The 18623-nt window shown below is 64.3% G+C and carries 19 protein-coding genes and 1 tRNA gene; 13 read left to right on the forward strand and 7 right to left on the reverse strand.

Annotated features, from left to right (window positions below):
- The first annotated feature begins 22 nt into the window (after positions 1 to 22).
- The 8 genes from BLS91_RS12630 to BLS91_RS12665 all read left to right on the forward strand — a co-directional run bounded on the left by BLS91_RS12630 (position 23) and on the right by BLS91_RS12665 (position 7877).
- Positions 23 to 1471 carry an aldehyde dehydrogenase family protein gene (locus BLS91_RS12630; RefSeq protein WP_233206078.1) on the forward strand — a complete coding sequence of 483 codons (1449 nt, stop codon included), beginning with the start codon at positions 23 to 25 and terminating at the stop codon, positions 1469 to 1471.
- 27 nt (positions 1472 to 1498) lie between these two features.
- Positions 1499 to 2272 carry an SDR family NAD(P)-dependent oxidoreductase gene (locus BLS91_RS12635; protein ID WP_092341124.1) on the forward strand — a complete coding sequence of 258 codons (774 nt, stop codon included), beginning with the start codon at positions 1499 to 1501 and terminating at the stop codon, positions 2270 to 2272.
- Between the two features lie 243 nt (positions 2273 to 2515).
- Positions 2516 to 3805, forward strand: a complete 1290-nt coding sequence (locus BLS91_RS12640; protein WP_092341125.1) for an ABC transporter substrate-binding protein — start codon at positions 2516 to 2518, stop codon at positions 3803 to 3805.
- A 71-nt stretch (positions 3806 to 3876) separates the two neighbouring features.
- Positions 3877 to 4767, forward strand: coding sequence for a carbohydrate ABC transporter permease (locus BLS91_RS12645; protein ID WP_158252779.1), 891 nt, complete (start codon positions 3877 to 3879; stop codon positions 4765 to 4767).
- A complete protein-coding gene (locus BLS91_RS12650) occupies positions 4764 to 5696 on the forward strand; it encodes a carbohydrate ABC transporter permease (RefSeq protein WP_092341127.1) in 933 nt (310 codons plus the stop codon). Before BLS91_RS12645 ends, BLS91_RS12650 begins: the two co-directional genes overlap by 4 nt.
- Positions 5697 to 5734: 38 nt before the next feature.
- Positions 5735 to 6493 carry an SDR family NAD(P)-dependent oxidoreductase gene (locus BLS91_RS12655; protein ID WP_092341128.1) on the forward strand — a complete coding sequence of 253 codons (759 nt, stop codon included), beginning with the start codon at positions 5735 to 5737 and terminating at the stop codon, positions 6491 to 6493.
- An 11-nt stretch (positions 6494 to 6504) separates the two neighbouring features.
- A complete protein-coding gene (locus BLS91_RS12660; RefSeq protein ID WP_092341129.1) occupies positions 6505 to 6966 on the forward strand; it encodes an RbsD/FucU family protein in 462 nt (153 codons plus the stop codon).
- 122 nt (positions 6967 to 7088) lie between these two features.
- A complete protein-coding gene (locus BLS91_RS12665; RefSeq protein ID WP_092341130.1) occupies positions 7089 to 7877 on the forward strand; it encodes an IclR family transcriptional regulator in 789 nt (262 codons plus the stop codon).
- Between the two features lie 46 nt (positions 7878 to 7923).
- On the opposite strand, the gene BLS91_RS12670 is transcribed toward BLS91_RS12665, so the two are convergent.
- Genes BLS91_RS12670 through BLS91_RS12690 form a run of 5 tightly spaced genes read right to left on the reverse strand, consistent with a single transcriptional unit; the run spans position 7924 to position 14522 of the window.
- Positions 7924 to 9357 (reverse strand): amidase, encoded by a 1434-nt coding sequence (locus BLS91_RS12670; protein ID WP_092341131.1) that lies wholly within the window; start codon positions 9355 to 9357, stop codon positions 7924 to 7926.
- A 30-nt stretch (positions 9358 to 9387) separates the two neighbouring features.
- Entirely contained in the window at positions 9388 to 11157 is a 1770-nt protein-coding gene (locus BLS91_RS12675) for a dipeptide ABC transporter ATP-binding protein (RefSeq protein WP_092341132.1), read from the reverse strand.
- Positions 11154 to 12014: an ABC transporter permease gene (locus BLS91_RS12680; RefSeq protein WP_092341133.1), complete on the reverse strand. Its 861-nt coding sequence runs from the start codon at positions 12012 to 12014 to the stop codon at positions 11154 to 11156. Before BLS91_RS12680 ends, BLS91_RS12675 begins: the two co-directional genes overlap by 4 nt.
- Positions 12011 to 12958, reverse strand: coding sequence for an ABC transporter permease (locus BLS91_RS12685; RefSeq protein WP_092341134.1), 948 nt, complete (start codon positions 12956 to 12958; stop codon positions 12011 to 12013). Before BLS91_RS12685 ends, BLS91_RS12680 begins: the two co-directional genes overlap by 4 nt.
- A gap of 52 nt (positions 12959 to 13010) precedes the next feature.
- Positions 13011 to 14522: an ABC transporter substrate-binding protein gene (locus BLS91_RS12690; protein ID WP_092341305.1), complete on the reverse strand. Its 1512-nt coding sequence runs from the start codon at positions 14520 to 14522 to the stop codon at positions 13011 to 13013.
- Between the two features lie 221 nt (positions 14523 to 14743).
- Between BLS91_RS12690 and BLS91_RS12695 the strand changes: the two genes are divergently transcribed.
- Entirely contained in the window at positions 14744 to 15502 is a 759-nt protein-coding gene (locus tag BLS91_RS12695; protein WP_092341135.1) for a FadR/GntR family transcriptional regulator, read from the forward strand.
- A 17-nt stretch (positions 15503 to 15519) separates the two neighbouring features.
- Here the strand turns inward: BLS91_RS12695 and BLS91_RS12700 are convergent, their stop codons facing one another.
- Positions 15520 to 15738: a thioredoxin gene (locus tag BLS91_RS12700; RefSeq protein ID WP_233206079.1), complete on the reverse strand. Its 219-nt coding sequence runs from the start codon at positions 15736 to 15738 to the stop codon at positions 15520 to 15522.
- 124 nt (positions 15739 to 15862) lie between these two features.
- On the opposite strand from BLS91_RS12700, the gene orn reads away from it, so the two are divergent.
- The 4 genes from orn to BLS91_RS12720 all read left to right on the forward strand — a co-directional run bounded on the left by orn (position 15863) and on the right by BLS91_RS12720 (position 18360).
- Positions 15863 to 16537, forward strand: a complete 675-nt coding sequence (gene orn, locus BLS91_RS12705; protein WP_092341137.1) for an oligoribonuclease — start codon at positions 15863 to 15865, stop codon at positions 16535 to 16537.
- A 43-nt stretch (positions 16538 to 16580) separates the two neighbouring features.
- Positions 16581 to 16656 (forward strand) — tRNA-His (locus BLS91_RS12710).
- A gap of 39 nt (positions 16657 to 16695) precedes the next feature.
- Entirely contained in the window at positions 16696 to 17046 is a 351-nt protein-coding gene (locus BLS91_RS12715; protein ID WP_092341138.1) for a metallopeptidase family protein, read from the forward strand.
- A gap of 24 nt (positions 17047 to 17070) precedes the next feature.
- Complete coding sequence (locus tag BLS91_RS12720) at positions 17071 to 18360, forward strand: D-alanyl-D-alanine carboxypeptidase family protein (protein ID WP_092341139.1); 1290 nt, start codon at positions 17071 to 17073, stop codon at positions 18358 to 18360.
- A gap of 2 nt (positions 18361 to 18362) precedes the next feature.
- On the opposite strand, the gene BLS91_RS12725 is transcribed toward BLS91_RS12720, so the two are convergent.
- Entirely contained in the window at positions 18363 to 18623 is a 261-nt protein-coding gene (locus BLS91_RS12725; RefSeq protein ID WP_092341140.1) for a hypothetical protein, read from the reverse strand.

Below are 18623 nucleotides of genomic sequence, written 5' to 3' on the forward strand. Positions count from 1 at the left end.
CGCAATGACAGAAAGCGGTCCCGTGACTTTGTTCTCGATTCCCTACCCTGCCGGGCTCCCCATCGGCGAGCGCTGGGTGGATTGCCCCGAGCAGGCGGAAATCGTGTTCCCATTCGACGGCTCTCCCGTCGCGCTGTCGCCGGTCGGCACTGCGGCGCAAGCCTCGCTCGCAGTGGACGCTGCCGCCTCGGTGCGCGCGGAACTGGCCGGGCTGAGCACGGGCATCCGTCGTACCCTGCTCGTCGGTATTCATGACGCGCTCGCCGAGCGCACGGCAGAATTCGAGCAGCTGCTCGTGCTCGAGACCGGCAAACCGCTCGTGGACTGCCGCACCGAGGTGGCCCGCGCCCTCACAACATGGTCGGCGAGCGTCGAAGAAGTCGCGCACCAGCACGGCGAGACCGTTCCCCTTGACCTGCAGCCGAGCGGTGTGGGAATGATCGGCTACTGGACGCGGCGGCCGGCCGGAATCGTCGTGGGCATCACCGGCTTCAACTATCCGCTACTGCTGGCCAGCCACAAACTGGCCCCGGCGATTGCGGCGGGCTGCCCGATCATCATCAAGCCGGCACCGAACACCCCGCTGTCGACGCTGTGGGCGGTCGACCTGATCCGCGGCGTACTGCGCGAACACGGAGTGTCGTCCGCTGCCGTTCAGCTCGTCACCGGGGGCATCGATGTCGGCGAGGCGCTTGTGCGCGATCCGCGGGTGGCCGTGGTGTCCTTCACCGGATCGGCCGCCGTCGGGCACCAGATCGCCCGCTCGGCGGCACCGCGCAAGGTCGTGCTGGAGCTCGGCGCCAACACCGCCCTGATCGTGGCGAGCGATGCCGACATCGAGAAGGCCGTCGACGCGGTGATTCGCGGTGGTTTCTATGCCAACGGCCAGGCCTGCATTTCGGTGCAGCGCATTATGGTGCACGATGCGATCGCCGACGAATTCGAGCGGATGCTGCTGGCCCGCCTCCCCGAAGTGCTGGTTGGTGACCCGCGCGAGGACAGCACGCGGGTGGCGCCGGTCATCAATGAGGCCGCCACCCGGCGCATTCTGGCCTGGATCGCAGCCGTTCTGGCCGGCGGGGGCCGAGTGCTGGCCGGCGGTCACCTGGTCGAGCGCAGCATTGCGCCGACCGTGCTGGCCGACGTTTCGCCGGATGCCCAGGCCTGGTGCGAAGAGATCTTCGGACCGGTCGTCATTCTGCAGCGCGTCTCCGACCTCGGGTCGGCGATCGAACTGGTCAACCGCTCGCGCTACGGCCTGCAGGCCGCGATCTACACGAGTTCACTGCAACGAGCGTTTCGCGCCATCAATGAGCTCGATGTCGGCGGCGTCGTGGTCAACGAGATTCCCGGATTTCGCTCCGACATCATGCCTTATGGCGGCGTAAAAGACTCCGGCACGGGCCGGGAAGGACCGCGATTCGCCATCGAGGAGTTCACCGTCACCCGCATGGCAATGATCCGCCCGTAACCCGCAACCCATTCAGAAGGAATTACCGTGGACTACACCCAACTGTTCCAGTTTTCCGGTCGCCGCGTTCTCGTGATCGGGGCCGGCAGCGGCATCGGACGGGAGAGCGCCCTTGCCCTGCACGCGCACGGAGCCACGGTCATCTGCGCCGACCGCGATGCGCACAGCGCGGCGGCCACCGCGGCCAGCCTTGGCGACGGTTCGAGCTCGCTGCAACTCGACGTGCTCGACCAGGCGGCCGTTCAGGCCGTTGCTCGAGACCTGCCCGATCTCGCCGCCCTCGTCTTCACCGCCGCGACCAACGTGCGCAAACGCATCGCGGACTACACCCTCGATGAATTCGACCGCGTGGTGAACCTCAACCTGCGAGCCGCCTTCGTGCTCATCCAGGCCTTTGCACCGGCCATGGCCACCCGGGGCTGCGGCAGCATCATCGGCTTCGCCTCGATTCGGGCGGTCACGGTTGAGCCGGGCCAGGGCGTCTACGCTGCGACCAAGGCCGGGCTGGTGCAGTTGCTTCGCACGGCCGCGGCCGAATACGGACCGGCCGGGGTGCGCGTGAACGCGATCTCCCCCGGCGTCGTGGAAACCCCGCTGACAGCGCAGATCAAGAACAATCCCGACTGGTACAACGCCTACGCCGCCAAGAGCGCGCTCGGCCGCTGGTCGAGCCCGGGCGAGTTGGCCGGTGCCGTGGTCTATCTCGCCTCGGACGCGTCGCGGTTTGTCACCGGGTCGGTGCTCACCGTCGACGGCGGCTGGACCGCGGTCGACGGCCGCTTCGACCCGCCGAACGCTTAGCGCGCCAGCTGACCCACGGCCACCCGAATCAGTACGCCCGTGGACGACGACCGTGCCGCACTGCGGGCAGCACGGGTGGATTGTTCGCGCCGAAAAGGCGCGCCACAGCAGTGTCGAAACATTCGCAACTTCGCGCCCCCGTCTCTTGACAGGCGCCGGCGCATCCACTATTTTTTTACTATGTGCGAATGTTGCACAGGGTGTGCGAAGAACGCTCACTCCTGAATAAGTCAAGGAGGACTTATGCGGAACAAGCGGATAGCGACAGCAGTGGCCACAGCCCTCATCGCGGTGTCGATGACGGCGTGCACTCCAGCGCCGACCGATGCTGAGCGTGAGGCCACGATTCGGGTGTGGAATCCTCAGGATCAGTGGCGCAAGACGTCGTCCTTCTACCAGGACAACGTCGCCGACTTTGAGAAGAAGTACCCGAACGTGACCGTCGAGTACGTCGATATCCCCTACGGACAGTACGAGGCCCGGTATACGGCTGGTTTTGCCAGCGGACGGGACGCACCCGATATTTTCATGGGGCAAGTGTCGTACTACGGCGGCGCCCTGGGCATCGCCGCCGAAGCCCCCGACGACCTTCAAACGCTGTGGGACGACAAGCTCACTCCCGTCACGAGCAAGAACTTTCAGATCGACGGAGCCTGGCACGGCTACCCAGTCAGCACCGACTTGGGCATGCAGCTTTACTACAACCAGGACCAGTTCGTCGAGGTAGGGCTGGACCCGGCCGAGCCGCCCCAGACTTTTGAGGAACTGCGCGAGTATGCGCAGGCACTGGCCATCCGGGACGGCGACAAGGTCACACGCAACGGCATGGCGCTTCGTTATTCGGGCAACCCGACCGGAATCGTTGACAAAGCCCTCCCGTACATTCACGCTTTTGGAGGCCGCCTCTATGCCGAGGACCAGTCAACCGCAGAAGGCTTCCTTAACAGCGATGAGACCGTCGCCGGAATTCAGTACATGCAAGACCTCGTTGAGAAGGATCAGGTGTCCAGCCTTGAACTCGGCGTGCCGGACGACACCTTCGCCCAGGGGCTCTCGTCCATGACCTTTCGCGAAGGGTGGTACGAGGGCTGGCTGGAACAAAATGCGCCGCAGGTGAACTTTGCCGTCGTTCCCTATCCGGATGGTGAAGCAGGCTACCCGCAGGTGAGCCTGCTCTTCAACTGGGCCTGGATGGTCAACGACAACAGCCCCAACAAAGACATCGCCTGGGACTGGATGCGCACAGTCTCCGATCCGGAGCTCGACCTGGAGCTCGCCCAACTCGAGGGCTACATGCCGGTGTGGACTGAAAATTTTTCCGACCCGTGGGTGACGGAGCGCAGTGATTTCAATGCGGTCGAAAGACAGATCAGTGAGGGCGCCGGCCCGACCTACGATGCCCCGTACACAAACCAGATCGCCGTGACGATCGGAGCCGCCATCGAATCCGCTCTGCAGGGGGCCGACGTGCGAGAGAGCCTCGACGGTGCCGTAGCCGAGGTGGATTCACTTCTGGAACGCGGCGAGCGGTAGGGTGCGTCGTGGTCACGACGATCTCCCCCACGACAGAACCCTCCGTGGCACCGCCTTCGACCCGTCCAGCGGTGAAGTCCAGATCAGCCAAGTCACGTCGAAGTACTATCCGTGCCTATGCCTTCCTGGCGCCGACTCTCTTCTTCGTCGTCTTGTTGTTCATCATCCCGCTCGGTTACAACATTTTGATCAGCTTCTACGACTGGTCGGTTATCGGCCGGCGCGATTTCATCTGGCTGGACAATTACACGTCCGTCCTCACGAGTGATCGTTTTCTCAACGCAGCCGGGAACACCGTCTACTTCACATTTCTGACGGTACCAATCGGAATAGTCCTCTCGCTCGTCGTCGCGTTGGGTTTCAACGCCCTGACGATCACGAGGGGAGCAAGCCTGGTGCGCGCGCTCTACTTTGCTCCGGTCGTCGCCTCCCTCACCGCCGTCGCCTTCGTCTGGCTGTGGATCTTCAATCCCGCCTACGGCCTGGCAAACGACATCCTGGGCGGTCTGGGTATCTCCGGGCAGGAATGGCTCACGTCAGAAGCCCAATCTATCCCCTCCCTCGCCGTCATGTATGTGTGGGCACGGCTTGGATTCAACGTCATCATTCTGCTCGCCGGGTTGAACGCGATTGATCGTTCGTACTACGAAGCAGCCCGCCTGGATGGCGCGGGACCCATCAGATTGCTGTGGTCCGTGACCCTGCCACTGCTCAACCGGCAGCTGGTCCTGGTCGCGAGCGTCGAGGTGATGAATGCGTTAAAGCTGTTCGAACTTCCTTTCGTAGCGACGAGCGGTGGGCCGGTCGGCTCCAGCCGGTCCATGGTGATGGAAATTTACGAGCTCGCCTTTCGCCTCGATCGTTGGGGTGAGTCGGCCGTCTACGTTGTCGCGCTGTTCGTCTTCCTCGTGCTCGTCACCGGCATCATCCGCAAGGTCTTTACGAAGGACATCTCAGAGTGACCACCCCGACCGATCTCGCATCCGCTTCTCCGACAGCAGAAGGTCGCAGCACTAGTGCCGGAGCAGAAAAACGCGCCGTCAACGCTCCCCGCCGGCCTCGGCGCCGCACCAAGGGATCCATCAAACAGGTCGGCCTCTTTTCCGCCCTGCTCCTTGGCAGCTTCGTCATGCTCCTGCCTCTGGCATGGGTGGCCCTGTCGTCGCTCAAGGCTCCCGACGAGATCCTTCAGCTTCCAGTGAAGTGGCTTCCGGACAACTTCTTCAATTTCAGCAATTACGTGCAACTCTTTGCGCAATACGACTTCGGTCGATACATCGTCAACTCGTTCGTGGTCACCGGGATCGGAATCGTCACGAGCTTGGTTATCGCGCTCCTCGGTGCGTATGCCTTCGCCTACTTCACCTTTCCATTCAAAGAACCGCTGTTTCTCGTGGTGCTCGCGCTGTTCATGGTTCCGCAGGAAGCACTCGTGATTCCGATGTACCTGATGATCTCCGGCGCAGGCCTGACCAACACCTATGTCGGGTTGGCCTTTCCCGATCTGTTCACTGTTCTCGGGCTGTACCTTCTGCGCCAATTCATGGAGGGTATTCCCTACAGCTATGTCGAGGCGGCCCGGGTTGACGGTGCGAGCGACCTACGAATTCTGATCCGGATCATCACACCGATGGTGGCGCCGGCAATCGTGGTGTTCATCATCATCAAGTTCATGTTCACCTGGAATACCTTTCTCTGGCCGATGCTCGTGGCCCAGAACGAGTCGATGTATACCGTCACTGTTGGACTCGTCAACTTTGCCGGGGGCGAGTTCAACCAGTGGAACCTGATCAACGCCGCGACCATGATCAGCATGATTCCGACGATCATTCTGTTCATCACCCTGCAGCGGTACCTCGTCAAGGGTGTCGCGATGAGCGGCATGAAATAGCCACCCACATTTTCCAACCAACAGACAAAAGGAACACTATGACGCAGCTTCTCGAAAACAAGACCGCCCTGATCACCGGTGGGGGTGTCGGAATCGGTCGAGAGATCGCCCTACAGTTTGCCGATTCCGGTGCCCGGATCGCCGTAACATACCGTACGCACGCGCCAGACGATGATTTCGTCAATCGGATCGAGGCTGCGACCGGCTCGCCGCTCGTGGCCGTCGGCCTCGAGGCAACCGACGAAGGCGCGGTGCAGGCAGCCTTCGCTACGATTAATCGCGATCTGGGTGGCCTCGATATTCTCGTAAATAATGTCGGCGGTCTCGTGCAGCGTTCCAGCATTGGCGAGATGAGCTTCGAACTGTGGCGAACGGTTATGGCAACCAACCTCGACAGCACCTTTCTGGCGACCCACTACGCGATGCCGTTCATCCGAGATGGCGGGCGCATCATCAACGTCGCCTCTCTCGCGGGAATCAACGGTGCACACAGCGGTGCAACGGCTTATGCGGCGTCCAAGGCAGCCATGTTCGGATTCACCCGCGGATTAGCCAAGGAGGTGGCGCCACGGAACATCACTGTCAACGCACTGGCCCCCGGCTTCATCGAGGCGACCCCCTTCCACGACACGTTCACGACCGCGGAATCGAAACGGGTCACCCTCAGCACAATTCCGCTGCAGCGCGCCGGCATTCCAGCGGATGTGGCTGGTCCAGCTCTTTGGCTCGCGTCTGAGCTGTCAGCGTTCGTGACTGGCACGACCGTGAACATCAACGGCGGAGCGTACTTCGCCTAGGCGACGGCCTGATGATCACGTCGCGACTTATTCATCCACAGATTCTTGGCGCGCTGGCTGGAGCAGGCCACGGATCAACCGTGCTGATCACGGACGGGCATTATCCGGCGCGCACGGCCGTCGGTCCCAACGCCACGACGGTCCACCTCAATCTGGAGGCGGGAGTGCCCACCGTTCCCGATGTCCTATGCCTGATTCTAGAGTCGATCCCGGTGGAGAAAATCACCATGATTCGTCCTGCGCCCGACGCCATTCCGAGCCAGGTCCAGGACGAGGTCGTCGAAACCATCGCGGGGATGGTCACCGCCGATTTCGTGGATCGCTTCACGTTCTACACTGTTGCGCGATCACCCGACCTGGCCCTGTGCATCGTCACCGGCGACGTCCGACGGTTCGCGAACGTGCTCCTGACGGTCGGCGTACTGGGATCGACTCCCCGGTGGCGGCCCGAAACAGGGGCACCGACGCGGTGACGGTGAATCGGTAACATGAGGTGGAGCGGCACGATCGTCGTACCCGCACCGGGCACGCCCGGTGAAGGCAATAGCCATCAGTGATCCGGGCTGTCGGCGGAGTTGAATCGGGAGATGGACGGATGAGCCAAACAGTCAGGCGCGCTATCGAAATTCTCGAATTCTGCAGCGTGCACCCACGTGAACTCAAAGAGGTCGCTGCGGAAATGGGTGTTCATCGCACCACGGCGCTGCGTTTAGTGCAAACCCTGACCGCGGGCGGTTTCGTGCGCCGTGATGAACTCGGGCGGTACGGCGTGGGCTTTCGATTGGCAGGACTCGCACAACGTGCCCTCGACCAATTCGATCTGCGCAGCGTCGTTCATCCGCACATTGTTGCACTGGGCGATCGGCTCGGTCACACCATCCAATTCGCCGTCCCGCAAGGCGACCACATCATCTACGTCGACAAGATCGAACCGGCGCAGGCGATCAGTCTCAACACCCGGATTGGCGATTTCGTCGTCATCCACACCGCAGGCGTGAGTAAGGCAACGCTCGCCAACCTCCCGCCCGAACAGCGTGACGCCATCATCGCTCAAGCGACCTTTGAGAAGTTCACCCCGACCACTATCACGGCGAGGAAGGATTTCCTCGTCCTCCTGGAAACTGTGCGGGAGCAGGGATGGGCAACGGACGACGGCGAGTTTGAATCCTTCACCAATTGCATCGCAGCGCCGGTTTGGGACCATGCGAACGCCGTCGTTGGTGGCATTTCCGTCACGGCGTTCAAGAACAAGGCAGATCTGACTCAACTCAGAAAGCTACTGCCAGAACTCCTCGCGACGACAACGACAATCTCCAAGGAACTCGGGTGGCGCCCACCCGGAGAAACCGAGGAGACCAGCGGCCACCCCCTGACCGACGAATAGCCCCGTGGGCGGGGCTCCTCGAGGCCAGCCGAAGGGAGCCGGTCGGTTAGTGAGCCGGCTCGTGAACGGTGTGAAACGGCCAGAGCGGGTCGGACGACGCCGGCCGCGACTGCTCGTACCAGTGGGTGGCCCGCAGAACCGCCAGATCTTCGAACCGGCGCCCGGCAATGTGCAGCCCGATCGGGCGACCGTCGGCCGTGAATCCGCAGTTCACCGAGCTGGCTGGTTGCTCCGAGAAGTTGTACGGCGCGGTAAACGCGATGTGGTCGAGCGAGGTGGCCGCATCATTGGTCGGCATCGGCCACTCCGCCGGAAACGCGGCGACCGGTGACACCGGCGACAGCACGACGTCATACGGCGCCGTGGCCGCGACGGTCGCCGCGCGCAGGTCCTGAATGCTCTGGTAACACCGCACCACCTCGGTGCCCGACACGCCAGCGCCACCCAGCACCCAGTCCCGAATGAAGTCGAGAACCATCGCCTGCCGGGCCGGTTGGAGCACCTCATAGTCGGCGAGGGAACGCACCCGCAGAAACAGGTCGAGGTCGGCGAGGTACTTCTCGGTCATCGGCGGGGCGATCTCCTCCACGATCGCGCCGGCCGCTGCGAAGCGTTCCACTGCCTGCAAAACGGATGCCGCCACCTCCGGGTCGGTCGCCATACCCGCTCCGCCGGCCAGGTGGTACCCGACCCGCAGTCCCGCGACCCCGTCGCCGCCGCAGTGCACGTCGGTCCAGTCCAGGTTCTGCTCGCCGAGACTGGTGTAGTCGCGCGGGTCTGGCTGGGTGAGCACGCCCATGAGCAGGGCGGCGTCATCCACTGTTCTGGTCAGCGGCCCGGCCACCCGGCCCATGTACGGCGGGTCAACGGCGATGCGGCCGAAACTCGGTTTCAGGGTCACGAGCCCCAGCCAGGTGGCCGGCAGTCGCAGGGAGCCGCCGATGTCGGAGCCGGTGTGTAGCGGACCGATTCCGGCCGCGGCCGCAGCGCCCGCGCCGGCGCTTGACCCGCCGACGGTCCAGGCCGGGTTCCACGGGCTGCGGGTGATTCCGTGCAGGCTCGACACGCCGGAGGAGAGCATGCCGTAGTCGGGCATGACCGTGACGCCGAAGATGACCCCGCCGGCCTCGCGGATGCGCGCGGCGCTCGGCCCGTCTTCGGTCGCGACGACGGCGTCGAACTTGGCGGCGGTGCCGGACGGCTGGCTGAAGCCGCGCACGGCCACATTTTCCTTGATACTGGTGGGTACGCCGTCGATGGTGCCGAGCGGATGCCCAGCGGCCCAGCGCCGTTCGCTGGCCGCGGCCGCATCGAGCGCTCCGACCCGATCGAGGCCCCAAAAGCAGTTCAACTCGGGCTGCAGCCGCTCGGCTTTGTCGACTACCGCAAGCGTCACCTCCACCGGAGAGAGGTCGCCGCTGCGGTAGCGCGCTACGAGCTCGGTCGCCGACAGGCATTCGATTGGCGCGGTATTGGTCATGCTGGCAACTCCAATGGGTCAGGTGCGGGTTCAGGGAGCGACTCGGCGTGCCAGCTCGTGCATAGACGGCGTGGCGCTGACCAGTTGGCGCGTGTACGGGTGCAACGGACTGTCGTAGACGTCGGCGGTGGGCCCGCATTCGACGATGCGACCGTCGGAGATGACGGCCACGGTGTCGCAGAGGTGGCGAATAACACCGAGGTCGTGCGAGACGAACACGAGCGTGAGCTGGTATTCGTCGACCAGGTCGGCGAGCAGGTTCAGCACCTGGGCGCGCACCGACACGTCGAGGGCGCTGACCGCCTCGTCGGCCACCAGAACCCGGGGCCTGGTGATGAGGGCCCGTGCAATGGAGATGCGTTGCCGCTGGCCGCCGGAGAACTGGTGCGGATGCCGGTTCATCACATCGGCGTCGAGCCCGACCGCATTGAGCTGGGCCTCCACCCGGGCAAGGGCCTCGGCCCGATTGACATTGCGCAGGGGTTCGGCGACGATGTCACGCACCTTCATGCGCGGATCGAGGGACCCCATCGGGTCCTGGAACACGATCTGCACCTGGCTGCGAAAGTCGCGCAGGTGCCGTTCGGAGGCTCCCGCGATGGGTTGCCCGAGCACGTCGACCGTGCCGGTCGTCGGTTGGTCGAGGGCGCAGAGGATGCGCATGAGGGTGGATTTGCCGGAGCCGGACTCCCCCACGATGCCGAATCGCTGACCCTCGGCCACGTCGAAGGACACGTCGCGCAGACCATGCACGATGGGTGCCGTTGCGAACAGTCCGCCGCCGCGTCGTCGGTACTGCCGGCTGAGGTCGCGCACCGAGATGGCGGGCGCACCGGTCACCTCGTTGAAGATCACCGGAGGATCGCCCGGCTCGAGGCGCTGGTGGACGGCGCGGTGCGGCGGCCGGATTACCGCGGCGGCGGCATCCGTGTGAATCTGACGGGGCGCGGATACTGCCGCGGGTGGCCTGCCGACGACCGGCATCGACATGGTGTGCAGGCGGCCGCGGTCATCGACCGAGGAGAGGTCGGAGGCCGCGATCAGTTTTTGCGTGTACGGATGCTGCGGCGCGGTCAACACGCGCCCCACCGGCCCGTCTTCGACGATCTCGCCCCGGTACATCACGAGCACCCGCTGGCAGACTTCGGCGACCACGGCGATGTCGTGGGTGATCAGCAGCAGCGCGGTGCCGCGCTCGGTGACGAGGTTGCCGATGAGCTTCAGCACCTCGGCCTGCACCGTGACGTCGAGGGCCGTGGTCGGTTCGTCGCAGAGCAACAAAAGCGGGTCGTTGGCCATGGCCATCGCCAGCATCACCCGCTGGCGTTGCCCGCCGGAGAGCTGGTGCGGAAAGGCGAGGGCCGCTTCGGCAGGGTTGGGTAGTTTGACCAGGGCCAGTAGCTCAACGGCCCGCTGCCGAGCCTGGCGCCGCCCGGTTTCGGTATGGTGCACGGTCATGATCTCGGCAACCTGGGTGCCGACCCGCATGAGCGGGTTCAGGGCAGTCATCGGTTCCTGAAAAACCATGGCCATGGTGGTGCCGCGCAATTGGTTCAGGCGGCGTTCGGGCGCGGTGAGCAGGTCGGCGTCGACCCCGTTCAGCCGAATCGTGCCGGTGGCCGTGAGGGTTTCCGGCAGCAGCCCCATTACGGAGGTCGCGGTGAGCGACTTTCCCGACCCGGATTCCCCGATCAGGCCCACCCGTTCGCCGGCGGAGATGTCGAAGCTGATGCCGTGCAGCAGGTCGGCGAAGGGCGAGGCAACCCGTAGGTCGTTTACGCTGAGGGTAGGCACGGTCATCGATTCACCTGCATTCTGGGGTCGAAGCGATCGCGGAGGCCATCCCCGAGCAGGTTGAAGCCGAGCACCGCGATGGCGATGGCGATTCCCGGCCAGACGATGAGCAGCGGTTCAATGAACAGATAACCCTGGGCATCCTGCAGCATGCGGCCCCACGACGGGGTCGGCGGCGGGGTGCCGAGCCCCAGATAGGAGAGGGCTGCTTCGGCGAGAACGGCGATGCCGAAGGAGACCGACGCCTGCACGATGAGCATGCCGCTGATATTGGGCAGAATGTGCCGCATGCCGATGAAGAGGCCGCTCTTGCCCGAGGCGCGGGCGGCCTGCACGTATTCACGGCTCATGATCTGCATGGTGCCGCTGCGGGCGATGAGGGCGAACGCCGGTGCCGTGCCGATGCCGAGGGCCACCATGGCCGTGACGGTGCCGGCGCCGAAGATGGCACCGAAGATGATTGCGAGCAGCAGGGCCGGGAAGGCGAGCGAGATGTCGTTGCCGCGCATCATGAACTGGTCGAGTCGGCCCGGATTCATGCCGGCCACGATACCGAACGGCACGCCGAGCACGGCCGCGATCCCGACCGCGACCGTACCCACGAGCAGTGAGATCTGTGCGCCGCGCAGAATGGAGCTGAAGACGTCTCGCCCGAAACTGTCGGTGCCCAGCAGATGTTCGGCGCCGGGCGGGCGCAGGATGGAATCGGAGAAGACGCCTTCGGGATCGAACGGGGTCCAGAAAGCCGAGACGACGGCGGCCAGCACGACGAGGCCGATGAGCACGAGTCCGGCCCAGAGCGTGGCTCGGCCGCTGTGACCGGCAGCACGTCGCGTCGGCGTCCTTGGCTTGATGGCGGTCATGTGGCGCTCCGGAGTCGGGGATCGATCACGGTGAAGGCGAGGTCGACCAGAAAGTTCAGCGCCAGCACGAACACGACCAGTACGAGCACGATGCCCTGAACGGCGGGCAGGTCGCGCAGGGCGACCTTGTCGAGCAGCAGGCTGCCGAGGCCGGGAATGCTGAACACCCGCTCGATCACGACGGCGCCGACCAAAAGGGTGGCAATCTGCAGGCCGAGCACGGTCATCACCGGAACGGCAGCGTTCCGCAGCCCGTGCCGAAACAGTGCCCGCCCCGCGCCGAGGCCTTTGGCCCTGGCGGTGCGGATGAAGTCTTCCCGCATGACCTCCAAAACGGATGAGCGCACGTAGCGGCTGAGCACGGCACCCTGCACACTGCCGAGGGCGATCGCGGGGAGGATCAGGTGCTCGAGGAATCCGCCGAAGTCCTCGCCGGGGTCGACCCAGCCGCCCGCCGGTAGCCAGCGGAGCGTCACGGCGAAGACGGTGACGAGCAGCATCCCGGCCAGAAACCCCGGCACGGCGACGCCGATCTGGCTGATGCCGGAGAGAATCGCTCCGTCGGGCTTTCGCTGCCTGACTGCGGTCAGGATTCCGAACGGGATCGCAAACAGCAGGGCGAGCACGACGCTGGTCAGCACCAGGATCACGGTGATGCCGAGGGCATCCGTTATTTCGGGCCCGATCGGCTGACGCGACACAGTGGAGGTGCCGAAGTCGCCGATGAGCACGTGCCCGAACCAGTCCAGGTAGCGCACGATCGCGGGGCGGTCGAGACCCATCAGTGTGGCTTGCGCTGCAACATCCGCTTCACTCGCCTGCACGCCCAGGGCGATGCGTGCGGCGTTGCCGGGCAGAATCGACAGCATCAAAAACGTCACGATTGAGGCCACGACGACCGTGGTGGCGAACACGCCGATGCGGCGCAGAACCACAAGAACCATAACTTTCCTCTGCCTGTTTCACACCAACCGTACGCGTTCCGGCAACCTCGCCCTATCGTGCGATGGTCGACAGGTCCAGCGCGAGGCTCGGCGTGTTCTTGGGCACCCCGAGCAGGTCAGCGTCGGCGAGGGAGATGGCCGGCTGCAGATAGAGCCAATCTGCGGCGGCTTCCTCGGCCATGGTGGTCGTGGCCTCCTTCATCAGTTCGATGTAGGTGGCCGGGTCGGCGGCATCCGCTTCGGCAAATTTGGTCATCACCTCGGGCGAGTTGTACCCCGCGTAGTAAGTGGGGGCGGCGAAGACCGTCACGTCACGCGGTTCACTGTGCATGATGAGCGACATGTCGTAGTCGTGGCCCGAGAAGACGTCATCGAGCCACACGGCGGGAAATTCGAGGGCCGTCACGTTGGCGGTGATGCCCACCTTGGCGAGCTGGTCCTTGACGACCTGCGCCCCGGCCACGGCGTACGGAAGGTTGGGAATCTTGAAAGCCACAGTCAGGTCGCTGACTCCGGCTTCGTCGAGCAGTTCGGTGGCTTTCTCGGGGTCGTAGGGGTACAGATCGGCCAGACCCTTGTCGTACCAGGGGTCGGTCGGCGGCACCATGGAGCCGATCAGCAGGCCGTAACCGCTGTTCGCCGTGTCCATGACGGCCTGACGGTCGATCGCATACATGACCGCCTGCCGCACCTGAACGTCACTGAATGCGTCGCTCGCGTTGTTCATCGACAGGGTAACCTCGCCCGTGCTGGCGCCCTCGAGCACCTGGAAGTCGGCGTTGGCCTTGAACTGGTCGACCAGCTGAAACTGCGAGATGCCCGAGATGAGGTTGATGTCGCCGCTCAGCAGGGCATTGGTCTGCGCTGTTGCGTCCGTGAAGTAGCGCAGGGTGACGTCGGTCATATAGGGGGCCTCGCCCCAGTAGTCGGTGTTGGCGGCAAGCACGAGGCTGTCCCCGGTTTTGAACGAGCTGACCGTGTACGGCCCGGTGCCTACCGGGGCCGTGGCCAGGTCAGCGATTCCGGATTCGGTGAACATCGTGCCGACCGGACCAGTCATATTGAAGAGCCAGCTGTTGCTCGGCTTTGACAGGGTGATGCGGGCCTCGGTGTCGCTGACGGCCTCGATGCTGGCGATCGGATCAAGGTAGGCCGGCCCGTTGGCGGTCCAGTTGTCCTTGACCCGTTCCAGGCTGAACTTGACGCTCTCGGCCGTGAACGGCGACCCGTCGGAAAAGGTCACGCCCTCGTGCAGCAGAAAGTCATAGACCAGGCCGTCGTCGCTGACGGTCCAGGATGTGGCGAGCAAGGGGATGATGGTGCCGTCGTTGTCGAGTTTCACCAGTCCCTCGTAGACGTTGTAGAGCAGTGCTTGTGGAATGGCGGCACCGGCGGTCGTGGTGTAGTCGAGGTTGCCGGGCGTGGCCAGCAGACCAACGGTCAACGATGTGTCCGGCTCCCCCTCGGCGGTCGTCGAACCGGTGGAACAACCGACCAGGGCCATCGACGCAACCATGACCGTGGCAATGCTGGCGAACAGGCTTCGCCGGGTGTGTGCCCTCATTCGAACGTGCCCCTCTGGTTCGGCTGGCCCGAAAACGAGCGGCCAGAAATACTGTGGAAATGTGCTGTCCATACCGGAGAAATACATGGTCAGACCAGTACACTCTGTACCAAAGTCAGCTTTACATGTAGATCTCAGATCGTCAAGATCGACCCCGATATTGACACCGCTTCAATTGGCGCCAGTTCTATGACGCCGGTCGCAACCTCGAGGGAGTGCCAATGACTCGCAAAGCCGCATTTACCGCCGTGAAAACTGTCAAAGCCTACGAACGCGTCGTCGAGCAGATCGAGTCAGCCATCAGCACACGCGACCTCCGCCCCGGCGATCGCCTGCCAAGCGAGCGCGAACTGATGCTCACCTTCGAAGTGAGCCGGTCGACCATCCGGGAGGCGCTGCGCGTACTCGAGAGCACAGGGCTGGTGCGCTCGCGGCCCGGCGACCCGCGCGGACCGGAGGTTCTGCAAGCGTCTCCGGCCATTCTCACCAAGACCGTGAACCGTTTGGTGCGCCTGGAAACCATCGCACTGTCGGAGCTCGTGGAGTTTCGCATCATGCTGGAGGACGCCGCCTGCACCCTGGCCGCGCAGCACCGCACCGAGGAGCAGCTGGAGGCGATGCGCGCCGCCGTAGACGCCATGCAGGCAGAGATCGCGCACGGTCCGGTCGCCTTCAGCCGAGCGGATGTCGCGTTCCACGCCAGCGTGTGGGCCGCCAGTGACAACCAGCTCATGCAGATCTGTGGGGAGGCAACCCGCGGCGCGCTCATCGACATGGTCACCGGCGGACTCGATCGTTCACCCGACTCGGCGGCCAAGATGGAATTGTCGCTGGCCCACGACCTGGAAATTCTGGCCGCGATCTCCGCGGGTGACGGGCCCACGGCCGGCCGGCTGGCGCGGTCATTCGTGATCGAGTACTACGGCGATGTGATCTCTCCGGAGGGCCGGGCAGTGCAGGGCGGCGTAGCGGGAGCGTGACCAACGAGCCGTAAACGTCAGAGCGCCTTGGCGGCCGCGACGAGCACCTGCGCGAGGGTGGGAACACCCGCCGCACGAAAAACCTCGGCACCGGCACCGTTGGTGATGATGACCGTGGGAGTGTTGCGAATGAGCAGCGCCTCGGCCTGCTCGGGTTCACCGGCCACGTCGATCTCGCGCATCGTCGCCCCGGGAACCAGCCGTTTCGCCTCGGCGAGGACCGCTCGCGTTTGCATGCACGGTTCGCAAAATGACGACGAATACAGTGTGAATTCCATCAGGGCCTCGCAGGTGGTGCGTTGAACATCGGTAGCCCTCAAGTTTACAGGCCCTGTCGCAGGCCACCGGTAGACTCGACGAATGACGAACAGCACGACTGGTACAGCACCGACAACATCCCCCGCGACCTCCCCGACGTCGAAAAGTCCCGACCGACTGGTTTGGATCGATTGCGAGATGACCGGGCTCGACCTGGACCGCGACGAACTCGTCGAGATTGCCGTCGTCATCACCGACTACGACCTCAATGTGCTTGACCCCGGCCTTGACATCATCATCAAGCCCAATGACTCCGCCCTCGAAAACATGGGCGACTTCGTGCGCAATATGCACACCTCCTCTGGTCTGATCACCGAGATTCCGGGCGGCGTCAGCGCCGCCGAGGCCGAGTTCCAGGTTCTCGAATATGTCTTGAAGTTCATCCCGTCCGAGCAAAAGGCTCCGCTGGCCGGCAACTCTATCGGCACCGACCGGGCCTTCCTCACCCGTTACATGCCGCGCCTTGACAACCAGCTGCACTACCGCAACGTCGACGTGTCCTCAATCAAGGAGCTCGCCCGACGCTGGTACCCGCGGGTGTACTTCAACGCCCCGGCGAAAGACGGGGGCCACCGCGCCCTCGCCGACATTCTTGAATCAATTCGCGAGCTCGCGTACTACCGTCAGACGGTGTTCGTGGCCGACCCGGGCCCGACCAGTGACGAGGCCAAGTCGCACGCGGCCGAAGTTGTGCACTTATTCGCCTCCGAGGTGTAATAGGATTGCTGAGTTGCCCCGCGTGAAATCGTGGGGACGCATGGTGGGTATAGCTCAGTTGGCAGAGCGCCTGGTTGTGGTCCAGGAGGTCGCGGGTTCAATCCCCGTTACTCACCCCAATGAAACACTGGCTTGTCGGGCGTCGAAGGCAGGCCGCGATGTTACAACTTGACGCGTCCGCATTCGAGCGCCTCGTCGTTGACGAACTCGATCTTCTGCCCGACGACATGGTCGACGGGCTCGACAACGTGATCTTCGTGGTCGAAGACCGTCCCGAAGACGGCACCCTCAACATCCTGGGCCTGTATGACGGGGTCGCCCTCACCGAGCGCGGCCAGTACGGCTTTGGTGAGATGCCCGATCGTATTGTGCTGTATCGTGAGCCGCTTTTGGCGATCTGCGAAACCCTGGACGACCTGCACGATGAAATTCACATCACCCTGGTGCATGAAATCGCCCATTTCTACGGCATTGATGACGACAGGCTGCACGAACTCGGCTGGGGCTGACTCCGAGCGGTCTAGCCTTGAAGAATGAGCTCCTTCCGTCCCGGCCGTCTCGTTGGCATTCTGGTCGGAACCGTGGTGATCCTCGGTTTCGGCGTCTACGGCCCCGCGACGCTGCTGGGGCCCCTGCCACCGGTCACCGCCTTCACGGTCACGCCCGCCGCCACGGCCACGGCACCCACTCCCCCGGTGCTTCCCGCCAACGGCGCGAGCGCAATCACCGTTCTCGCCGCCACGACCAGCGACGCGTCCGGCACGACGTCAACCCGCGCGGAGGGTTCGCAACCTTCGGCGCCGATCGCGGTCGCGGGCACGGCCGAGGCGCTTCCCCTGGCCTCCATTGCCAAAGTGGTGACCGCCCTCGTCGTTCTCGACGCGAAACCGATTGTGGCGGGCGAGTCTGGCCCGATCGTGACGCTCACGGCCGCCGATTTTCAGAGCTACCTCGACTACGACAAGGCCGGAGCGCGCTCGGTCGCTGTCTTCGCCGACGAGCAGTGGGCCGAACTCGAGCTACTGCAGGCGCTGCTGCTCGGATCGAGCAACAATCACGCCGATACCGTGGCCCGCTGGGCGTTCGGTTCGGTCGACGCCTACGTGGTGGCTGCCAACGCCTGGCTGTCCGACAACGGGCTGACCGGCACCTCCGTCGTCGACGCCACCGGGCTGCACGATGCGAGCGCCGGAACCGCCACCGATCTGGCCCACCTCGCCGGCCTGGCCGCGACCGACCCGATCGTGTCTTCGATGCTGGCCAGTCCTGCAACCGCTTTGGCGAACCGTCGCGGAGTGCAGAATACGACGTCGTACTTGCCCGAGGAGGGCATCACAGGCGTTTCGCGCAGCTATACGGATGCCGCCGGGGTCTGCTTTCTGTTCACCGCCACGGTCAGTGACGGCGCCTCAAGTTTCACGTTCTCCGGTGCGTTTATCGGTGAGCCGACCTATGATGCGCTCACGGCAGACCTGACCGCCCTCATGGCGAGCGCGCGGGCTGGCGTGGGACCGCTGCCGGTTCTGGCCGCCGGCGATGCCTATGCCACGTTCGAATCGGCGTGGGGCGATGAGGCCTCGGCCGTGGTCGGGGTGTCGCGCACCCGCTACGCCTGGCAGGCCACGACTCCCGAGGCCGCAACGGTCGAGCTCAAGGACTTCGCCACGGCCCGCACCGGCGCGAACGTGGGCCAGGTGCGGCTCACCGTTGCCGGGGAGAAACTCTCGGCGGCGCTGAAACTGGACCAGGGCATCGCCGACCCGGGGCCGGGCTGGCGGCTGCTGCATCCGATCGTGATGATCACGGCCCTGCTCGACCAGTAGTTCTACAGCGGCTCAACCTCGGTGTCGATGGGGTCGCTGTCGCCCTGGTCGAAGGCGTACCGTACGCGGAGTTGCCCGCTCACGTCACGTTCGTCGACCTCGTCGTACCAGAACACCGACTCGAGGCCGCCGACGGCGGCAACCATGCTGATGCGGGGCGCGTGTTTTCCCCGCACGAGCGCGCGGGAATCGATCTGACCCTCAAGCGGGCCGTCGATGAACTCGGCGATGTACAGGGTCGGGGTGTCACTGTCTGGGCTCAT

Source organism: Cryobacterium flavum (assembly GCF_900103805.1).
Classification (GTDB): domain Bacteria; phylum Actinomycetota; class Actinomycetes; order Actinomycetales; family Microbacteriaceae; genus Cryobacterium; species Cryobacterium flavum.

Bases quoted from the DNA above. Each gene is read 5' to 3' on its own strand.
- BLS91_RS12665 (WP_092341130.1), top strand. From the start codon at position 7,089: ATGAGCCAAACAGTCAGGCGCGCTATCGAAATTCTCGAATTCTGCAGC.
- BLS91_RS12680 (WP_092341133.1), bottom strand. From the start codon at position 12,014: ATGACCGCCATCAAGCCAAGGACGCCGACGCGACGTGCTGCCGGTCAC.
- BLS91_RS12655 (WP_092341128.1), top strand. From the start codon at position 5,735: ATGACGCAGCTTCTCGAAAACAAGACCGCCCTGATCACCGGTGGGGGT.
- BLS91_RS12690 (WP_092341305.1), bottom strand. From the start codon at position 14,522: ATGAGGGCACACACCCGGCGAAGCCTGTTCGCCAGCATTGCCACGGTC.
- BLS91_RS12675 (WP_092341132.1), bottom strand. From the start codon at position 11,157: ATGACCGTGCCTACCCTCAGCGTAAACGACCTACGGGTTGCCTCGCCC.
- BLS91_RS12660 (WP_092341129.1), top strand. From the start codon at position 6,505: ATGATCACGTCGCGACTTATTCATCCACAGATTCTTGGCGCGCTGGCT.
- BLS91_RS12725 (WP_092341140.1), bottom strand. From the start codon at position 18,623: ATGAGCCCAGACAGTGACACCCCGACCCTGTACATCGCCGAGTTCATC.
- BLS91_RS12670 (WP_092341131.1), bottom strand. From the start codon at position 9,357: ATGACCAATACCGCGCCAATCGAATGCCTGTCGGCGACCGAGCTCGTA.
- BLS91_RS12685 (WP_092341134.1), bottom strand. From the start codon at position 12,958: ATGGTTCTTGTGGTTCTGCGCCGCATCGGCGTGTTCGCCACCACGGTC.
- BLS91_RS12720 (WP_092341139.1), top strand. From the start codon at position 17,071: ATGAGCTCCTTCCGTCCCGGCCGTCTCGTTGGCATTCTGGTCGGAACC.
- BLS91_RS12700 (WP_233206079.1), bottom strand. From the start codon at position 15,738: ATGCAAACGCGAGCGGTCCTCGCCGAGGCGAAACGGCTGGTTCCCGGG.
- BLS91_RS12695 (WP_092341135.1), top strand. From the start codon at position 14,744: ATGACTCGCAAAGCCGCATTTACCGCCGTGAAAACTGTCAAAGCCTAC.
- BLS91_RS12715 (WP_092341138.1), top strand. From the start codon at position 16,696: ATGTTACAACTTGACGCGTCCGCATTCGAGCGCCTCGTCGTTGACGAA.
- BLS91_RS12640 (WP_092341125.1), top strand. From the start codon at position 2,516: ATGCGGAACAAGCGGATAGCGACAGCAGTGGCCACAGCCCTCATCGCG.
- orn (WP_092341137.1), top strand. From the start codon at position 15,863: ATGACGAACAGCACGACTGGTACAGCACCGACAACATCCCCCGCGACC.